Below are 15,797 nucleotides of genomic sequence, written 5' to 3' on the forward strand. Positions count from 1 at the left end.
TCGCCCACCTCGTCGTTAGCGACAGCAACTAATTCTTACCGGATAGTAACCCGGTATTCAGGGTGCTTGTCGATGTACTTCGCCACGAACGGGCACAACGGGGAGATCTTGACGTCCCGCGCCTTCACGTCGTCCAGGGCGAACTTCGCGAGCTTGCCGCCGAGGCCCTGCCCGGCGTAGGCGTCGTCGACCTCGGTGTGGACGAGGGCGAGGACGCCGCCGACGTCGCGGTACTCGAGGAAGCCGGCGAGCCGGCCGTCGACGTGGATCTCGTAGCGGCTCTCGGCCTCGTTGTTGGTGACCATTTGACGTGCTCTCCATTCCCGTGGGTTTCCCACACGACTATGCAGTGCTTCCTGCTTCGACGCCCTGCGCCCCCCGAAGGGTGGTCTTACCTCGGCTCCACAGGCGTTTGACCTCTCCGCACGTCCTGCGGCGAGGATGTTCCGGGCGGCGTTGAAGTCCCGGTCGTGAGCAACGGCACAACCTGGGCACGTCCAGTGCCGGATGCTGAGCGGCATGATCGCCATGCGATTTCCGCACACCGAGCACGTCTTGGAACTCGGCAGCCACCTCGACACGGTGTGGACAGCACGTCCGTGGCGTTCGGCCTTCTGCTTGAGCAACTGAACGAACTGCCCCCAGCCGGCATCTTGCACGGCGCGTGCGAGCCTGCGGTTGCGCACCATTCCGGCGATGTTCAGGTCTTCCACGTAGACCGCTTGGTTGTCGCGGACCAACTCCAGTGCCAGCTTGTGGTGGACGTCCCTGCGTGCTCGGGCGACCTTGCCGTGCCGAAGGGCGACGACACGCCGCGCCTTCTCGCGGTTGCTGCTGCCTTTGACCTTGCGCGCCAGTGCTCGCTGAGCACGGGTGAGCTCGCGCTGCGCCCGAGCGAGGTGTCTCGGGTTGACGACGTCGCGCCGCGTTCCGCCGGTGCAGGCGATCGTGGCCAGCCGGGTGACGCCCAGGTCGACTCCCGATTCCCGCTCGACCAACGGCAACGGCGTCGGCTCGACCTCCACCACGAACGACGCGTGGTAGCAGCCGTCCGGCTCACGGATGATCGTCACCGACGACGGTTCACAGGGCAGGTCGCGTAACCACCGCACGGCCACGTCACCGATCTTCGCCAGGTACAGGCGCCCGCCCGGGCGCAGACGAAACCCGTTGCGGGTGAGCCTGAACGTCTGCCGGTGGTCCTTGCCGGACTTGAACCTGGGCTTGCCCACTCGGCGTCCCCGGCGCTTCCCGGACAGCGAGTCGAAGAAGTCGCGGTAGGCCCGGTGCGAGTCCTGCACGGACTGCACCAGCGCCACCGAAGCGACCTCGGACAGCCACACGCGGTGCTCAGTGGTCTTGGCAGCGGTGATCACGCGACGCTGCACCTCGGCCGACGAGAGCGCCTGCCCCGCTGCGCGAGCCTCTTCGCGGCAGCGGAGGGCGTCGTTGAACACCACCCGAGCACACCCGAACGTGCGTGACAGCGCCTCGCGTTGAACCGCAGTGGGTTCAATCCGGTAGCGATACCTGGCCAGCACGGCGATCACCGTAGCGCGTTGCGACGGGTGCTGAAGGGGGCTGACGGACGGCCTGGCCCGGAACCGACGTCTTCGTTGATCTCGGTCAACCATCTTGCCCCGGACGATGGAAGATGGCAGGCATGGACGTCTACCTCCTGATCCTGGGTGACCACCTGCCCAACCCCTGCACGGGCCAGGAGGTGCCGCAGGCCGACCGGCTGCGCGCGATGGTCGAGCAGGCGGTGGTGGCCGAGCAGGCCGGGTTCGCGGGCGTCGCCATCGGCGAGCACCACTTCACCCGCTACATCGTGTCCGCGCCCGAACTGCTGCTGGCGGCGGTGGCGGCGCGCACCAGCACGCTGCGGCTGTCCACGGGCGTGACGCTGCTGGCCCACCGCGACCCTGTGCTGGTCGCCGAGGCGCTGGCCACGCTCGACGTGCTGTCGAACGGCCGGGCGGAGCTGATCGTGGCGCGCGGGGTGGACCAGCAGACCAACGCGGCGTTCGGGGTGCAGCCGGGTGAGTTGCGGGCGCGGTTCGAGGAGCACCTGCGGTTGCTGCTCAAGCTGCTGGAGGAGCCCTCGGTGAGCTGGGACGGCAAGTTCCGGGGTCAGCTGAGCGAGGTGACGACGACGCCGCGGCCCGTGCAGACGCCGCGTCCCACGGTGTGGATCGGGTCGGGGTCGGCGGTGTCCGCGGACCTGGGCGCGGAGCTCGAGATGCCGTTGATGCTGCCTTCCACGTTGCGGGACCCGTCGATCTACCGCGAGGTCGTGCAGCGGTACAGGGAGCGGTTCCCTCAGGGGCGGGTGGGCGTGCCGAGTCACGTGTTCGTGGCGCGGGAGGACGCGCGGGAGCGCTGGCGGCCCCACCTGGCCGAGTACGCGCGGTTCGCGGACCCGTGGAGGGGTGACGGGGACATCGACGTCGACGCGATCATGGACGGCGCGGCGGTGTGCGGGACGCCGGAAGAGGTCGCCGAGAGGTTGAACGCGCTGGCGGAGCACCTGTCCATCGACACGCACCTCGTGATGGTGGACATCGGGGGCATGCCGCACGAATCGGTCATCGAAACGATTCGCCTGTTCGGTTCGGAAGTACTTCCGAAACTTGTTTAACGCGCGCGGTGCCAAGGGTTAACACTGGCGCGGCAGGATGAACCACGTGGGCATCAACGTCATCGGCATCACGCATCCGGACCAGGTCGGGGCGCTTCCCGGCGGCACGAACGTGCTGGTGCTGGCCGATGACGGCACGTTCGCCGAAGAGTTCCTCGACACCGATTTCGGCGCGCACCAGCTGGTGGTGCGCGCTCACGGGCGCGGGTCGGCGTTCTTCGGGGTGGCGGACAAAGCACGTGAGCTGGGTGCGGACCGGGTCCTCTTCGGTGGTGTGCACGTCACCGCCGCCTCCTTCACCACCGGAGAGGATCCCGTGCTCGTGCTGGGTGTGCGGCCGCCGGGCGGCCCGATCGCGTGCAACGCGGCGTTCCTCGAGTGGCTGGACCGCTGGCCGCGGCCTGCTCGCGCCTACCGCGGCGACGTGGACCACTGGCTCGCCGGGCACGCGTTGCGCGAAGGTCTGCGCGTGGAACTCGTTTCATGGCTGATGGAACCGACCGTCCCCATGCGACGGAAGTTGACGGCCTAGTCATCTGAAGGCTGAAGACATTGCCGCAGAAGTGAATTAACGTCTCCTCGCAGCGACCATCTGTGCACGCGGTGCAGCTGAGAGTTCTCTCAGCGTGGTGACTCGGGCGGGGGCACCGGGGTTAATCTCAGGGTCTATCTCAGTGGAAGACCTGACCCTTCGGTGTGCCCGTGTCGCCGAAGATGGTGCGCACGAAAGCCCACAGGAGGGGACAGACAGTGAGCGCGTCCGATGGAGTCGCGGCGAGAGCCGTCGACGTGTGGAAGTCCTACGGGTCCGGCGACGCTGCCGTGACCGCGCTCGCGGGGGTGAGCGTCGACCTGGAGAAGTCCAGGTTCACCGCGATCATGGGCCCGTCCGGGTCCGGCAAGTCGACGTTGATGCACTGCCTCGCGGGGCTGGACGACGTGACGAGCGGTGAGGTGTGGGTCGGTGGCACGAAGGTCACCGGGTTGAAGGACCGCGGGCTCACGGAGCTGCGGCGCGACAAGGTCGGTTTCATCTTCCAGCAGTTCAACCTGCTGCCGACGCTGACCGCGGAGGAGAACATCACGCTGCCGCTCGCGATCGGCGGCAAGAAGATCGACAAGGCGTGGTTCGACGTCGTCGTCGACACGGTGGGCCTGAGGGACAGGCTGACCCACCGGCCGACGCAGCTCTCGGGTGGTCAGCAGCAGCGCGTCGCGTGCGCGCGTGCTCTGGTCTCCCGTCCCGACGTCGTGTTCGCCGACGAGCCGACCGGCAACCTGGACTCGCAGTCCGGCGCCGAGGTCCTCGGGTTCCTGCAGCGGTCCGCCCGCGAGTTCGGGCAGACGATCGTGATGGTCACGCACGACGCCAATGCCGCGTCCTATGCCGACCGCGTCATCTTCCTCAAGGACGGTCACATCGTCCGAGAGCTGCTGTCGCCGTCGGCCGACGAGGTCCTCGACACGATGAAGCACCTCGACTCCGTTGTCGCGGTGCCTCATGTTTAAGGCGACTATCAAGAGCTTGCTGTCACGCAAGCTCCGGCTGGTGCTGTCCGCGCTCGCGGTGGTGCTGGGCGTGATGTTCGTGTCCGGTTCGTTCGTCCTGACCGACACGCTGCAGCGGTCGTTCACCGACCTGTTCTCGTCGGCGTTCGCCAACGTGGACGTCTCGGTGACGCCGAAGGCGGAGAAGGGCAAGCAGCCCGAACCTCTTGCGCCGCAGACGATCGCGGACGTCAAGGCCGTGCCGGGCGTGGCGTCGGCCGTCGGTGACGTGCAGGGGTCGGCGCGGCCGATCGGCAAGAACGGCAAGGTCATCACCACGTCGGGCTCGCCGCGGTTCGGGTTCAACTGGACCGGCACGGGCGACGAGAAGATCCGTGACGGCAAGGCGCCGGTCGCGGACAACGAGGTCGTCATCGGCGGTTTCCTCGCGACGACCGGTGGTTTCAAGGTCGGCGACGACATCGCGCTGCTGACGCTGGAGCCCAAGAAGACGTTCAAGGTCGCCGGCATCTACGAGTACGCGGGCGGCCGCGACTCGCTGGGCGGCGAGCTGTCGGTGGCGTTCACCGAGCCGGTGGCGCAGCAGTTGTTGCTGGGCAAGAAGGACGTGTACTCCGGTGTGACCGTCAAGGCGGCGCAGGGCACGTCCGACGACGCGCTGCGGGACGCCGTCGCGGCCAAGCTCGGTTCCGGCTACGACGTCAAGACCGGTGCGACGCTGGCGAAGGAGCAGGCCGACCAGATCAACGAGGGCCTGAAGTTCTTCAACTACGTGCTGCTCGGGTTCGCGGGCATCGCGTTGTTCGTCGGCATCTTCATCATCCTCAACACGTTCTCCATCATCGTCGCCCAGCGCACGCGGGAACTGGCGCTGCTGCGGTCGATGGGCGCCTCGCGCGGCCAGGTCATCGGCTCCGTGGTGCTGGAGGCGCTGGTGATCGGCCTGATCGCCTCGATCGTGGGTCTCGCGGCGGGCGTCGGCATCGGCGCGCTGCTGGCGAAGATCTTCAGCTCCGTGGGCGGCACCAGCCTGCAGCTGGCGGGCATCGGCGTGCCGATGTCGGCGGTCATCTCGTCGTTCGCGGTGGGCATGATCGTCACCGTGGTCGCGGCCGTCATGCCGGCGCTGCGGGCGTCGCGGATCGCCCCGGTGGCGGCGATGCGCGAGGCGGCGACGCCGGACCGGCCGCTCACCAAGATCACGATCACCGGTGCGCTGGTGGCCGCCGCGGGTGGCACGGCGCTCGCCTTCGGCTTCAACCAGGCCTCGCTGCCGCTGATCTTCGGCGGCATCCTGGTGGCGTTCGTCGGTGTCGCGCTGCTGACCCCGATCCTGTCGAAGCCGATGGTGTCGCTGATCGGGCGCCTGCTGTCGTGGTCGATGCCCGGCTTGCTGGGGCGCCGCAACTCCGCGCGCAACCCGCGCCGCACCGCGATCACCGCGGCCGCGCTGATGGTCGGCATCTCGCTGATCACCGGGGTGAGCGTGGTGCTGACGTCGGCGACCAAGTCGATCGAGAAGCTGGCCTCCGGTCAGCTGCAGACCGACCTGATCATCTCCGGCGAGGGCCAGATGGAGGGCCAGCCGGCGACGTTCGGGCGGGACGTGCTGACGAAGGTCGAGAAGACCGACGGAGTGAAGTCGGCGTTCGGCTGGTCGCAGGACGGCGTGCTGCAGGGCGAGGACCAGCTGTTCGCGGTCGCCGTCACGGACGTGTCGGCGTTGAAGGAGATGTTCGCCCTCAAGCCGAAGTCCGGTGACATCAAACCGTTGCGGGACGACCAGGTGGGCCTGCCGGAGGACCTCGCGACCGAGAAGAACTGGACGGTCGGCAGCACGATCACGCTGCAACTGGCCAAGGGCGAGCCCCGCACCTACACGGTGGCGTTCGTCTGGTCCAAGTCGCAGGTGCTGCAGGGCGCGATGGTGCTGCCGGAGTCCTCGAGCAAGGACTTCCGGTCCGACCAGATCGGCCAGGCGTTCGCGCAGGTGACGCCGGGGGCGAACGTGGCGGACGTGCAGAAGCGCGTCGAGCCGTTGTTCGCGGACAACCCGGAGATCACCGTGCAGGACCGCAGCGGGTTCGTGAAGCAGACGACCTCGCAGTTCGACACGGTCCTGCTGATGATCCAGATCCTGCTGGCGCTGGCGATCCTGATCGCCGTGCTCGGCGTCATCAACACCCTGGCGCTGTCGGTGATCGAGCGGACGCGTGAGCTGGGTCTGCTGCGGGCGATCGGCATGCGGCGGGCGCAGGTGATGCGGATGATCACCGTCGAGTCGGTGGTGATCTCGGTGTTCGGCGCGGTGCTCGGCCTCGCCGTCGGTCTCGCGCTGGGCGTCGCGACCGTGCAGGCGCTCAAGGACCAGGGCATCTCGGAGCTCGGGCTCCCGTGGGCCACGATGGCGCAGTACCTCGTGGTGGCGGCGTTCGTCGGTGTGGTCGCGGCGATCCTGCCGGCCATCCGGGCCGCGCGCCTGAACGTGCTGGACGCGATCGCTTACGAGTAAGAGGAACGAGAGGTGCTGTGCCAGGCCGTCGCAGGCTGGCACAGCACCTTTTCTCATGCGTGGGGGCAGGTGTCCCGGTAGGCGGAGATCAGCGTGTTCGGTGCAGGGGCCGGACACAGGAACTGGTCGTAACGCACGTCGTCGTCGACGAACCGCTTGAGCCACGACAGCGTGTACTTCCGCACCGTCACGTTGTCGCTGCGAGGCGCCGAGTGGTCACCGCCGCGCAGTTCGAGGAACGCCTTGTCGGGCGCGGCCGTGATCGAGTTGTAGAACGGCGTGGAGTGCTGCGAGTTCGGCGCGGTGGGGTCGTTCTGGCCGCCGAGCACCAGGGTGGGCACCCGGACCGTCGACCAGCTCTTGGTGGAGTGCCAGCCGGCCATCGGGATCGAGGCCTGCAGGGCGGGCCTGGTCGCGGAGGCGCGCAGCGCTCCCCCGCCTCCCATCGAGTGGCCCATCACGGCGAGGCGCGAGGCGTCGACGCGCGGGTTGGTGCGCGCCACGTGGTCGAGTGCCGCGAGCAGCTGACGGCCCCGGCTGTCCGGGTCGTCGAGGGTGGACAGGGTGTTGATGGTGATCACGACGAACCCGTAGGACGCCAGTCTCGGACCGAAGTGCGCGACGGACGTCTGGGTGGCGGTGAAGCCGGGCGAGACAGCGATCGCACCGAACGTGAGGTCGCTGGTCGGTGTGTAGACGGTGCCGCCGCCGAAGGTCGACTGGCGGGCGACGGCCGCGGACGTCACGGCGAACGTGCCCCGGGAGGCTTCGACAGACGCGGCCGTGGGTGCGGGGCCGCGCTCGTAGGGGTTGGCCGCCGCGGTGGCGACGGCGGGGGCGGTGGCTGGGATCAGCGCCAGGACCAGCGCCGCAAGCAGGGTTTTGGTGCGCACGACGAAGACACCTCGATTGGTTGCAGGGGAACCAAAAGCGACGGCGAGGCTCACGCTACCGCCCGGTAGCGCCGCTCCGATCCGGCCATATGGATGGTTACCGGGATGTTTCGACGAAGTTCGACGGCATGTCGTCGAAATCGACGCGGTCACCCAGCGCAGCGGACCGGGACGTTGTCGTCCTGTCCAGTCACCGCAGCGGCGGTATGCGGCGAATCAGATGGCGCACGAGGGTGATCTATGCCCACCCGCAGACAGTTCCTCGTTCTGAGCTCCACAGCGGCACTCACCGGTCTGCTGTCCGAGACTCCCGCGTTCGCGGCCGAGACCGCGCAGCCGTACGCGTCCTATTGGCACCCGGCCACGATCCTGAACTGGGACCCGTCGACCGACCGGGACGCGAAGTACAACCGCAGCACCGTGCCGCTCGCCCGGCGGGTCGTCCCGGCCAGACCGGCCAACGCGCACGCCCGTCCGAACGAGGCCAGGGTGCAGGCGCTGGTGGCGTACGCGCCGACGAGCGCCAACCCGGCTCAGGGCTCGCTCGACATGAACTACTACGCCACGAACTACTGGCAGTACATCGACGAACTGGTGTTCTGGGGCGGTTCCGCGTCCGAGGGCCTGATCCTCGCGCCGAACCCGACCGTCACCGACGCCGCGCACCGCAACGGCGTGCGGGTGATCGGCAACGTGTTCCTCCCGCCGACCGCGTACGGCGGCCAGATCCAGTGGGTCCGCGACTTCGTCAAACGCGAGGGCGACCGGTTCCCGGTGGCGGACAAGATGGTCCAGGTCGCGCGCCACTACGGGTTCGACGGCTGGTTCCTCAACCAGGAGACCGCCGGCGGCAACACCCAGCTCGCCAACGACATGCGCGACTTCATCGTCTACATGAAGAAGTCCGGCCTGCGGGTCATCTGGTACGACGCCATGACCGACACCGGCAGCGTCAGCTGGCAGAACGCCCTGACCGCGCGCAACCGGATGTTCTTCGAGCAGTCCGACGAGATGTTCATGAACTTCTGGTGGAGCGCCCAGGGTCTCGCGAACTCGGCCGCGCTCGCCCGGCAGATGGGCCGCAGCCCGTACGACCTGGCGTCCGGTGTGGACGTCGAGTCCAGCGGCTACAACACCAGCGTCGGCTGGGCGAGCGTGTTCCCCGAGGGCAGGCCGCACGTGACGTCGCTCGGCTTCTACCGTCCGGAGTGGACGTTCAAGTCGGCCACGGGCCCCGCTGACTTCTACACCCGTGACAACAGGTTCTGGGTCGGTCAGAACGGCGACCCGTCGAACACCACGACGACGGCGAACTGGAAGGGCGTCGCCCACTACGTCACCGAGCTGACGCCGATCACCTCGCTGCCGTTCGTCACGAACTTCAACACCGGCCACGGCAGGAAGTTCGCGGTGAACGGCACGGTCCGCTCGGCGCAGGCCTGGAACAACCTGTCGCTGCAGGACGTCCTGCCGACGTGGCGGTGGAGCGTCACCGGCACCGGCACGAAGGTCACGCCGTCGCTCGACTGGGACGACCCGTACGACGGCGGCACCGCGCTGAAGATCACCGGCACCCCGCAGTCCGCCAACGACGTCCGGTTGTTCGCGACCTCGCTGAAGCTCACCGGCGCCAGCCAGTTCGAGATCGTCCACCGCACCGGCACCGGCCCGTCCCGGCTCCAGGCCGTCCTGAAGATCGGTGCGACCGACGTGGTCCTGGACCTCGGCGGCGTCAGCGGTTCGTGGCGGCGCAGCGCGTTCCCGCTCGGCGAGCACTCCGGCGCGACGCTCACCGAGATCTCGCTGCGCGTCCTGCCGGGCGCGGCGATCACCGCGCTGATCGGCCGGATCGGCGTCACGAACCCGGTCATGACTCCCCCGGCGAGCCCGTCCAACGTCCAGGTGGAGCAGGTGAGCCGCATCGACGCCACGACGGCGGCGGCACGGCTCACCTGGACCCGGTCACCCGGTGCGAGGCAGTACCGGGTCTACAAGGCCGGCACCGAGCGGATCTTCCTCGGTGGCACGGCGAACGACGCGTACTTCGTGCCCGCTGTCCCGCTCAACGCCGGCGAGACCGCGCGGATCGAGGTCGAGGCCGTCAGCGAGGCGTTCGACGTCTCGCCTCCCGCGACTATCTCGATCACTGGTACACCCTGACGTAGTCCAGCACCATGTCCTGCGGCAGCTGCGTCCCGGCCCCCGGCGGGCCGGGCCAGTCGCCGCCCACCGCGTTGTTGATGATCAGGAAGAACGGGTGGTCGTAGACCCACGGACCGCGCGTGGTCTCCAGCACCTCACGGTCGACGGTGAAGAACCTGTTGCCGTCCACGGAGAACGTCATGTGGCTCGAGTCCCACTCGACCGCGAACGTCCGGAACGCCGACGACGCGGGCTGACTGAGGTCCAGCGGCGACCCGTACCCGCCCGCGCCGAAGTACTGCGGCGCGTGCAGCGTCGAGTACACCCGGTTCGGCTCCTTGCCGACGTGCTCCATGATGTCGATCTCGCCGGTGTAGGGCCACGGCCTGCGCTGGTCGAAGAAGTCCGCGCCCAGCATCCAGAACGCCGGCCACAACCCCTGCGTCGACGACACCTTGATCCGCGCCTCGACGCGGCCGTAGGTGAAGTTGAACTTGCCATAGGTGTTGAGCCGCCCGGACGTGTACTGGCACGTCCCGCTGCCGCTCACCGGGTCGACCGGGCACGCGCTGCCGGGGGTGACCTCACGCCGTGCCTGCAACACCAGGTTGCCGTTGCCGTCGTGCCGGGCGTTGTTGTTGTTCGTGTAGTACTGCAGCTCGTTGTTGACGCCCGGCCCGACCTCCGGCGTCCACTTCGAGGCGTCCGGCGCAGTGCCCGCGGGAGCGTTGAACTCGTCCGACCACACCAGGCGGCCGGGGAACGACGGGTTCGGCGGCAGCGGAGGTGGCGTGATGGGCGCGCCGCCCGTGCCGTAGACCTGGAACTCCCACAACGAGTAGCCGTAGCCGTTCGACCTGGCCGTGCCGTACATCCGCACGTACCGGCCGGTGCCGCTGACCGTCAGCGTCTCCTTGAAGCCGCGTCCGGCGGTGGTCGAGTAGATCTGCCGCCAGTTCGCGTTGTCGTCGGAGACCTCGAGGCGGTACGCGGTGGCGAACGCCGGGTCCCACTGCAGCACGACCTTCGAGATCGTGGCCTGCGCGCCGAGGTCGACGGAGATCCAGCCGGGGTCGACCCAGCCGTTCGTCGCGCTCGTCGCCCAGCGGGTGGCGGGATCGCGGTCGAACGCCTTGGCCGGCGAGCACTGGCCGCAGTTCGCGTCGTCCTGGAACGTCGACGCGGCGCCGGACTTGCCGTACGAGAGCAGGGTTTCCGCGGTGCTCCCCCGCGTGCCGAACACCTGGAACTCCCACAGCGAGTAGCCGTACTGCGTGGCCCGCTGAGTCAGGTCCAGCCGCACGTACCGGCCGGTGCCGGTGACCGCGAGGGTCTCGGTGCCGCCCGGGCCGGTCGTCGTTCGACGAAGTTCCTGCCAGTTCGTGCCGTCCGGTGAAATGCTCAGCGTGTAGGCCCGCGCGCTCGCGGCCTCCCAGGCCAGCACGACCTGGTCGACCCGCGCGGACGAGCCGAGGTCGATCTGGATCCACTGCGGGTCGCCGAACGCGCTGGACCAGCGGGTTCCGGCGTCGCCGTCCACGGCCGCGACCGGCGTGAAAGCGGCGTTCTCACTGCTGGACGCGGTGACGGGACGGTTCTGCGAGATGAGGGGACCCGCCGCAGAGGCCTGCGTCGGGACGATCAGAGCGGCCGCGACCAGTGCCGCGGCGAACAAGGGCAGTCTTCCGCGTTGAAGCCTTCCTGACATGGGTGCTCCTGAGGCCGGAGAACGGGAGGTGAGGGCGAGAGAGCGCTCTCTTGCGACAGGAGTTCAAGGCCGAGCGTCGGGCCACCGGATGCGCCCTGTCAAGAAAACCGGGACTTCTGAACGTTTCTTGCGGATTGACGGCCGATTGCGGGCTGCGCCATGCTCGAAGGGCGTGAGAGCGCTCTCCCAATCCTGCTGCGGAGAGGAAAGCTTCAATGAAGAAGCGTCTGTTCCACATCGCCGCCGTCCTCGGGCTGATAGCCACGGCATTCAGCATTCCCGTTGCGGCGCAAGGAGAACCAGTCCGCGTGGCCGAGTTCCTCGCGGAGTGCCCGATCAGCCACCGGCTGGCGGACGACCCGATCGTGCTGCCGAACCTGGCCGGTGCCTCGCACTTCCACGACTTCTTCGGCAACCACTCGACGAACGCCCGCTCCACCCAGCAGTCGCTGGAGGGCCAGACCGGCAACTGCAACCCGGCGGCGGACATCTCGTCGTACTGGGTGCCGACGCTCTACCGGAACAACACGGCGATCGCACCGACCGGCGTGACCTTCTACTACCTCGGTGAGGGCGTGAACAACCCGGGGGCGATCCAGCCGACGCCGTACGGGTTGAAGATCGTCGCGGGCAACGCGAAGGCCACGGGTGATGCCGACAGCATCGCGCGCTGGTCCTGCCTGCACGCCGGGCACGTCAACCCGTCGAAGAACTTCGTGACCTGCCCGGCGGGCACGATGCTCGAGACTTACCTGGACTTCCCGCAGTGCTGGGACGGTCGCAACCTCGACTCGGCCGACCACAAGTCCCACATGTCCTACCCGGTCGCGGGCGGCTGCCCGTCGAGCCACCCCGTCTCGGTGCCGAAGCTGCGCATGGTGCTGAGGTATCCGGTCAACGGCAGCACGGCCGGACTCCGGCTCGCTTCCGGCACAGGACAGACGATGCACGGGGACTTCTTCAACGTGTGGCCGCGGGCGGAGATGGAACGCCGCGTCCGCAACTGCATCAACGTGGTGATCAAGTGCGACCACAACGGCAACCACGGATGACAGTGCTCCTGCTGGCAGGCCTTCTCTCGGCCTGCCAGCAGGCTCCACCCCCGTCACCACCTCCCCCGTCCCCGTCGTCGCAGAACGGTTACGGCGCAACGGAACGGGCGTTCGTCGAGCTCGCCATCGCCACGGACGAGCAGGCGCTCAAGCTGCTCGACCTGGCCGACCGGCCGGAGCTGGAGGAGAACCGGAACGTCGAGCTCGCCGAGCTGCGGAAGCTGCTCGACGCGCCGTACGTGAACAACCACGCCGGGCACGACATGCCGGGCATGCCGACGGACGCCGAGATCCAGCTCGCCTCGACCAGTCCGGACGCCCTGGAGCAGTTCGTGCACACCCATCTCACCGAGTCGCTCGAGGTCGTCCGCTCGGCGGGTTCGGCCATCACGCACCCGCCGACCGCCGAGGTCGTGAAGCTGATGGAACGCCACCGCACGGCGGAACTGGCGGCGGGGTGAAGCGCGTGACGCTGGAGGAGGTGGCCCGCGTGGCCGGGGTGTCGAGGGCGACCGCGTCGAGGGTGGTGAACGGCGCCTCCAGCGTCGACGAGTCGCTCCGGCACGCCGTCCAGAAGGCCATCTCCAGCACGGGTTACCTGCCGAACATCGCCGCGCGGTCGCTCGTCACGCGCCGGGCCGCCGCGATCGGGTTGCTGTTGCCCGACGAGCACCGCATGAACGGCGACCCGCACCTCGCGAGCGTCGTCAGCGGCGTGACGCGGGTCGTCCGCCCGCTCGGCATCCACCTCGTGCTGATGATGACCGGCCCCGGCACCCGCGCGCAGGCGATGAGCGACCTGCGGTGCGGGCGGCTGGACGGCGTGATCCTCGTGCACACCGACCCGGCGGACCCCGTGCCCGGCCAGCTGATCGCGGCCGGTCTGCCGGTCGTGCTGGCGGGCCGGCCGCTCAAGCCGATGCCGATCACCTACGTCGACGTGAACCAGACCGAGGGCGCCGCACTGGCCGGGCGCCGCCTCAAAGCGTTGCAGTGCAGGCGGATCGCGACGATCACCGGCCCGCAGGACACCCCGGCGGGCCAGGACCGGCTCGCCGGGTTCCTCGCCGAGGTGCCGGACGCCGTGGTGGTGCACGGGGACTTCACCCGGCAGTCCGGGATCACCGCGATGGAGAAGCTGATCCGCTGCTGCCCCGACGTCGACGGCGTGTTCGTCGCCTCCGACCTGATGGCGAACGGCGCGATCCCGGTGCTGCACCGCAGCGGCCGCAAGGTGCCCGACGACGTGGCGGTCGTCGGGTTCGACGACAGCAGCGCCGCGCTGACGTCCGAACCCGAGCTCACGACCGTGCGCCAGCCGATCACCGACATGGCCGCGGAGATGGCGCGGCAGCTGCTGCGGCAGATCACCGAGCCGCGCTCCCCCGCCACCGCGGTGGTATTCGAGCCCTCGCTGGTGGTGCGGGACAGCGGCTGACTCAGGCGCGCACCCGGATCGGCATCTCCCGCGCGATGGCCCACGTGCCGGCCAGCGCGACCCCGAACGACACCGCCAGCGCCACGTACCACCCGGCCCCGAGCAGGTACGGCAGCGAGGTGACGAACGGCAGGTTGCCCGAACCGGGGACCTGCACCCGCGTCGCCACCACGAGCGCCAGCGCCACCGGCAGGACGAAGATCCCGCCACCGCCGAACCTGTCGAACGCCGCCGCGCACAGCATGCCGACGGTGAACCACACGAGGTACATCAGGAGGTAGGCGAACTGGGTGGCGCGCTCGTCCGCGCCCCAGCCCATCAGCGAGTAGATGCCGCCCTCGACGAGGAACCCGAGCCACTCGACCGCCGTCATCACGAGCGCCAGCACGACGGAGAACGCCGACGCGGCGACGAGGAACTCGCGCCGCGTGCGGCCGTGCGCGACGGCGATCGGCAGCACGTTGTGGATCGCGTAGACGCCGATGAACAACAGGAACCAGGGACCGACCTGGGACGCGACGATGTTCCACGCGCTGATCTCGACGTCGCGGAAGGCCGAGACCACGAACGTCAGCGCCACGGCGAACACGAACGAGCCGCCCGCGACCATCGCGCAGAACGCGGTGAGCGTCAGGGCCAGGTGCCGGAAGATCTTCACCGCTTGCCTCCGACCGGTTCGGTGAGGTGGACGAACAGGTCCTGCAACGCGATCGGCCCGAGTTCCAGCCCGAGCTGACGTGCCCGGACCAGCTGCTCGTCGTCCAGCGCGCCGTAGACCATCGCGGCCTTGGTGCGTCCCAGCGACTTCTCGCCGAGCACCGTCATCCCGACGGTGAACTCGTCGACGTCGGAGGCGTTCCCGGTGACCTCGGTACCGCGCGAGCGCAGCACGTCGGCCTCCTCCTGCAACACCAGCCGGCCGCCGTCGATGATCACGACCTCCTCCAGCAACGAGGAGAGCTCCTCGATCAGGTGGGTGGAGATGATGATCGTGCGCGGGTGCGCCATGAAGTCGTTCAGCAGCGTGTCGTAGAAGGCGTACCTGGTCGGCGTGTCCATGCCGAGGTGCGACTCGTCCAGCATGGTCAGCGGCGAGCGGCTGGCCAGCCCGATCACGACGCCGAGCGCGGACCGCTGCCCCAGCGACAGTTCGCCGACCTTGGTCTTCAGCCCGATCTTGAACAGGTCCACGAGTTCGAGCGCGTAGTCGTTGTCCCAGGTGTCGCGCCACGCGGCGCCGTACTCGAGGACGTACGAGACCTTGTCGCCCTTGTCCGCGGCGTCGGCGCTGTGCCGCACCAGGCAGACCTGGCGCATCGCGGCGGCGTTCTCGAAGACCGGCACGCCGTCGAGCTGAACGGATCCCGAAGGCCTGCGGTATCCCGCGAGCGCCGACATCAGGCTGGTCTTGCCGGAGCCGTTGCGGCCTAGCAAGCCGTAGATCTTGTTGCCGGACAACGAGAAGCTCATGTCGTCGATGGCTGTCACGTCGCCGTAGCGAACCGTTAAGCCCTGCACCTCAACCCGCATCACACGCCCCCGTTGTTCTCGTGCTGCTCGATCCGCCGGATGACCTCGGCGAGCGGGATGCCGATCGCCCGCGCCTCCGCGACCATCGGGTCCACCACCTCGCCGAAGAAGGTCTCGCGTCCCTGTTCCCGCAGCATGTCGCGAGCCCGCGTGCTCACGAACATCCCGATCCCCCTCTTCTTGTAGAGCACCTGCTCGTCCACGAGCTGCTGGAAGGCCTTCGCCGCCGTGGCCGGGTTGATCCGGTAGTAGGAGGCGTACTGGTTGGTCGACATGACCTGCTCGTCCGCCTTCAACGCCCCGCTGAGCACGTCCGCCTTGATCCGGTCGGCGATCTGCCGGTAGATCGGGCTCCGGTCGTCGAACATGGCT

General features: G+C 68.6%; 14 protein-coding genes. 8 read left to right on the top strand and 6 right to left on the bottom strand.

What is annotated here, in order from left to right:
- Positions 1–35: 35 nt before the first annotated feature.
- Positions 36–1,634, bottom strand: coding sequence for an RNA-guided endonuclease TnpB family protein (locus tag IE307_RS05490; RefSeq protein WP_229904408.1), 1,599 nt, complete (start codon positions 1,632–1,634; stop codon positions 36–38).
- Between the two features lie 29 nt (positions 1,635–1,663).
- Here IE307_RS05490 and IE307_RS05495 point away from each other — a divergent pair, with 29 nt between their 5' ends.
- From IE307_RS05495 to IE307_RS05510, 4 genes are all read left to right on the top strand, one after another.
- Complete coding sequence (locus tag IE307_RS05495) at positions 1,664–2,641, top strand: LLM class flavin-dependent oxidoreductase (RefSeq protein ID WP_191296297.1); 978 nt, start codon at positions 1,664–1,666, stop codon at positions 2,639–2,641.
- 46 nt (positions 2,642–2,687) lie between these two features.
- A complete protein-coding gene (locus tag IE307_RS05500; RefSeq protein ID WP_191296298.1) occupies positions 2,688–3,173 on the top strand; it encodes a hypothetical protein in 486 nt (161 codons plus the stop codon).
- A gap of 182 nt (positions 3,174–3,355) precedes the next feature.
- A complete protein-coding gene (locus IE307_RS05505; RefSeq protein WP_191296530.1) occupies positions 3,356–4,150 on the top strand; it encodes an ABC transporter ATP-binding protein in 795 nt (264 codons plus the stop codon).
- Positions 4,151–4,166: 16 nt separating this feature from the next.
- On the top strand, positions 4,167–6,662 hold the full coding sequence (locus IE307_RS05510) for an ABC transporter permease (protein WP_229904409.1): 2,496 nt from the start codon (positions 4,167–4,169) through the stop codon (positions 6,660–6,662).
- A 53-nt stretch (positions 6,663–6,715) separates the two neighbouring features.
- On the opposite strand, the gene IE307_RS05515 is transcribed toward IE307_RS05510, so the two are convergent.
- Positions 6,716–7,555: a dienelactone hydrolase family protein gene (locus tag IE307_RS05515; protein WP_191296300.1), complete on the bottom strand. Its 840-nt coding sequence runs from the start codon at positions 7,553–7,555 to the stop codon at positions 6,716–6,718.
- Positions 7,556–7,795: 240 nt separating this feature from the next.
- On the opposite strand from IE307_RS05515, the gene IE307_RS05520 reads away from it, so the two are divergent.
- A complete protein-coding gene (locus IE307_RS05520) occupies positions 7,796–9,715 on the top strand; it encodes an endo-beta-N-acetylglucosaminidase (RefSeq protein ID WP_191296301.1) in 1,920 nt (639 codons plus the stop codon).
- Here the strand turns inward: IE307_RS05520 and IE307_RS05525 are convergent.
- Positions 9,699–11,405 carry a discoidin domain-containing protein gene (locus IE307_RS05525; protein ID WP_191296302.1) on the bottom strand — a complete coding sequence of 569 codons (1,707 nt, stop codon included), beginning with the start codon at positions 11,403–11,405 and terminating at the stop codon, positions 9,699–9,701. The two genes, IE307_RS05520 and IE307_RS05525, sit on opposite strands and share 17 nt — an antisense overlap.
- Before the next feature lie 215 nt (positions 11,406–11,620).
- Between IE307_RS05525 and IE307_RS05530 the strand changes: the two genes are divergently transcribed.
- Genes IE307_RS05530 through IE307_RS05540 form a run of 3 tightly spaced genes read left to right on the top strand, consistent with a single transcriptional unit; the run spans position 11,621 to position 13,895 of the window.
- On the top strand, positions 11,621–12,457 hold the full coding sequence (locus tag IE307_RS05530) for a DUF1996 domain-containing protein (RefSeq protein WP_191296303.1): 837 nt from the start codon (positions 11,621–11,623) through the stop codon (positions 12,455–12,457).
- Positions 12,454–12,918, top strand: a complete 465-nt coding sequence (locus IE307_RS05535) for a hypothetical protein (RefSeq protein ID WP_191296304.1) — start codon at positions 12,454–12,456, stop codon at positions 12,916–12,918. The genes IE307_RS05530 and IE307_RS05535 overlap by 4 nt, the downstream gene beginning before the upstream one ends.
- A gap of 5 nt (positions 12,919–12,923) precedes the next feature.
- A complete protein-coding gene (locus IE307_RS05540; protein ID WP_229904410.1) occupies positions 12,924–13,895 on the top strand; it encodes a LacI family DNA-binding transcriptional regulator in 972 nt (323 codons plus the stop codon).
- Between the two features lies 1 nt (position 13,896).
- Here IE307_RS05540 and IE307_RS05545 read toward each other — a convergent pair whose 3' ends face one another.
- Genes IE307_RS05545 through IE307_RS05555 form a run of 3 tightly spaced genes read right to left on the bottom strand, consistent with a single transcriptional unit; the run spans position 13,897 to position 15,793 of the window.
- Complete coding sequence (locus tag IE307_RS05545) at positions 13,897–14,553, bottom strand: hypothetical protein (protein ID WP_191296306.1); 657 nt, start codon at positions 14,551–14,553, stop codon at positions 13,897–13,899.
- On the bottom strand, positions 14,550–15,383 hold the full coding sequence (locus tag IE307_RS05550; protein WP_229904411.1) for an ATP-binding cassette domain-containing protein: 834 nt from the start codon (positions 15,381–15,383) through the stop codon (positions 14,550–14,552). Before IE307_RS05550 ends, IE307_RS05545 begins: the two co-directional genes overlap by 4 nt.
- A 41-nt stretch (positions 15,384–15,424) precedes the next feature.
- Positions 15,425–15,793 (bottom strand): GntR family transcriptional regulator, encoded by a 369-nt coding sequence (locus IE307_RS05555; protein WP_191296308.1) that lies wholly within the window; start codon positions 15,791–15,793, stop codon positions 15,425–15,427.
- Positions 15,794–15,797: the final 4 nt, after the last annotated feature.

The organism is Lentzea cavernae, from assembly GCF_014653695.1.
GTDB classification, from domain to species: domain Bacteria; phylum Actinomycetota; class Actinomycetes; order Mycobacteriales; family Pseudonocardiaceae; genus Lentzea; species Lentzea cavernae.

Bases quoted from the DNA above. Each gene is read 5' to 3' on its own strand.
- IE307_RS05490 (WP_229904408.1), bottom strand. From the start codon at position 1,634: ATGGTTGACCGAGATCAACGAAGACGTCGGTTCCGGGCCAGGCCGTCC.
- IE307_RS05495 (WP_191296297.1), top strand. From the start codon at position 1,664: ATGGACGTCTACCTCCTGATCCTGGGTGACCACCTGCCCAACCCCTGC.
- IE307_RS05505 (WP_191296530.1), top strand. From the start codon at position 3,356: ATGGTGCGCACGAAAGCCCACAGGAGGGGACAGACAGTGAGCGCGTCC.
- IE307_RS05520 (WP_191296301.1), top strand. From the start codon at position 7,796: ATGCCCACCCGCAGACAGTTCCTCGTTCTGAGCTCCACAGCGGCACTC.
- IE307_RS05525 (WP_191296302.1), bottom strand. From the start codon at position 11,405: ATGTCAGGAAGGCTTCAACGCGGAAGACTGCCCTTGTTCGCCGCGGCA.
- IE307_RS05530 (WP_191296303.1), top strand. From the start codon at position 11,621: ATGAAGAAGCGTCTGTTCCACATCGCCGCCGTCCTCGGGCTGATAGCC.
- IE307_RS05535 (WP_191296304.1), top strand. From the start codon at position 12,454: ATGACAGTGCTCCTGCTGGCAGGCCTTCTCTCGGCCTGCCAGCAGGCT.
- IE307_RS05555 (WP_191296308.1), bottom strand. From the start codon at position 15,793: ATGTTCGACGACCGGAGCCCGATCTACCGGCAGATCGCCGACCGGATC.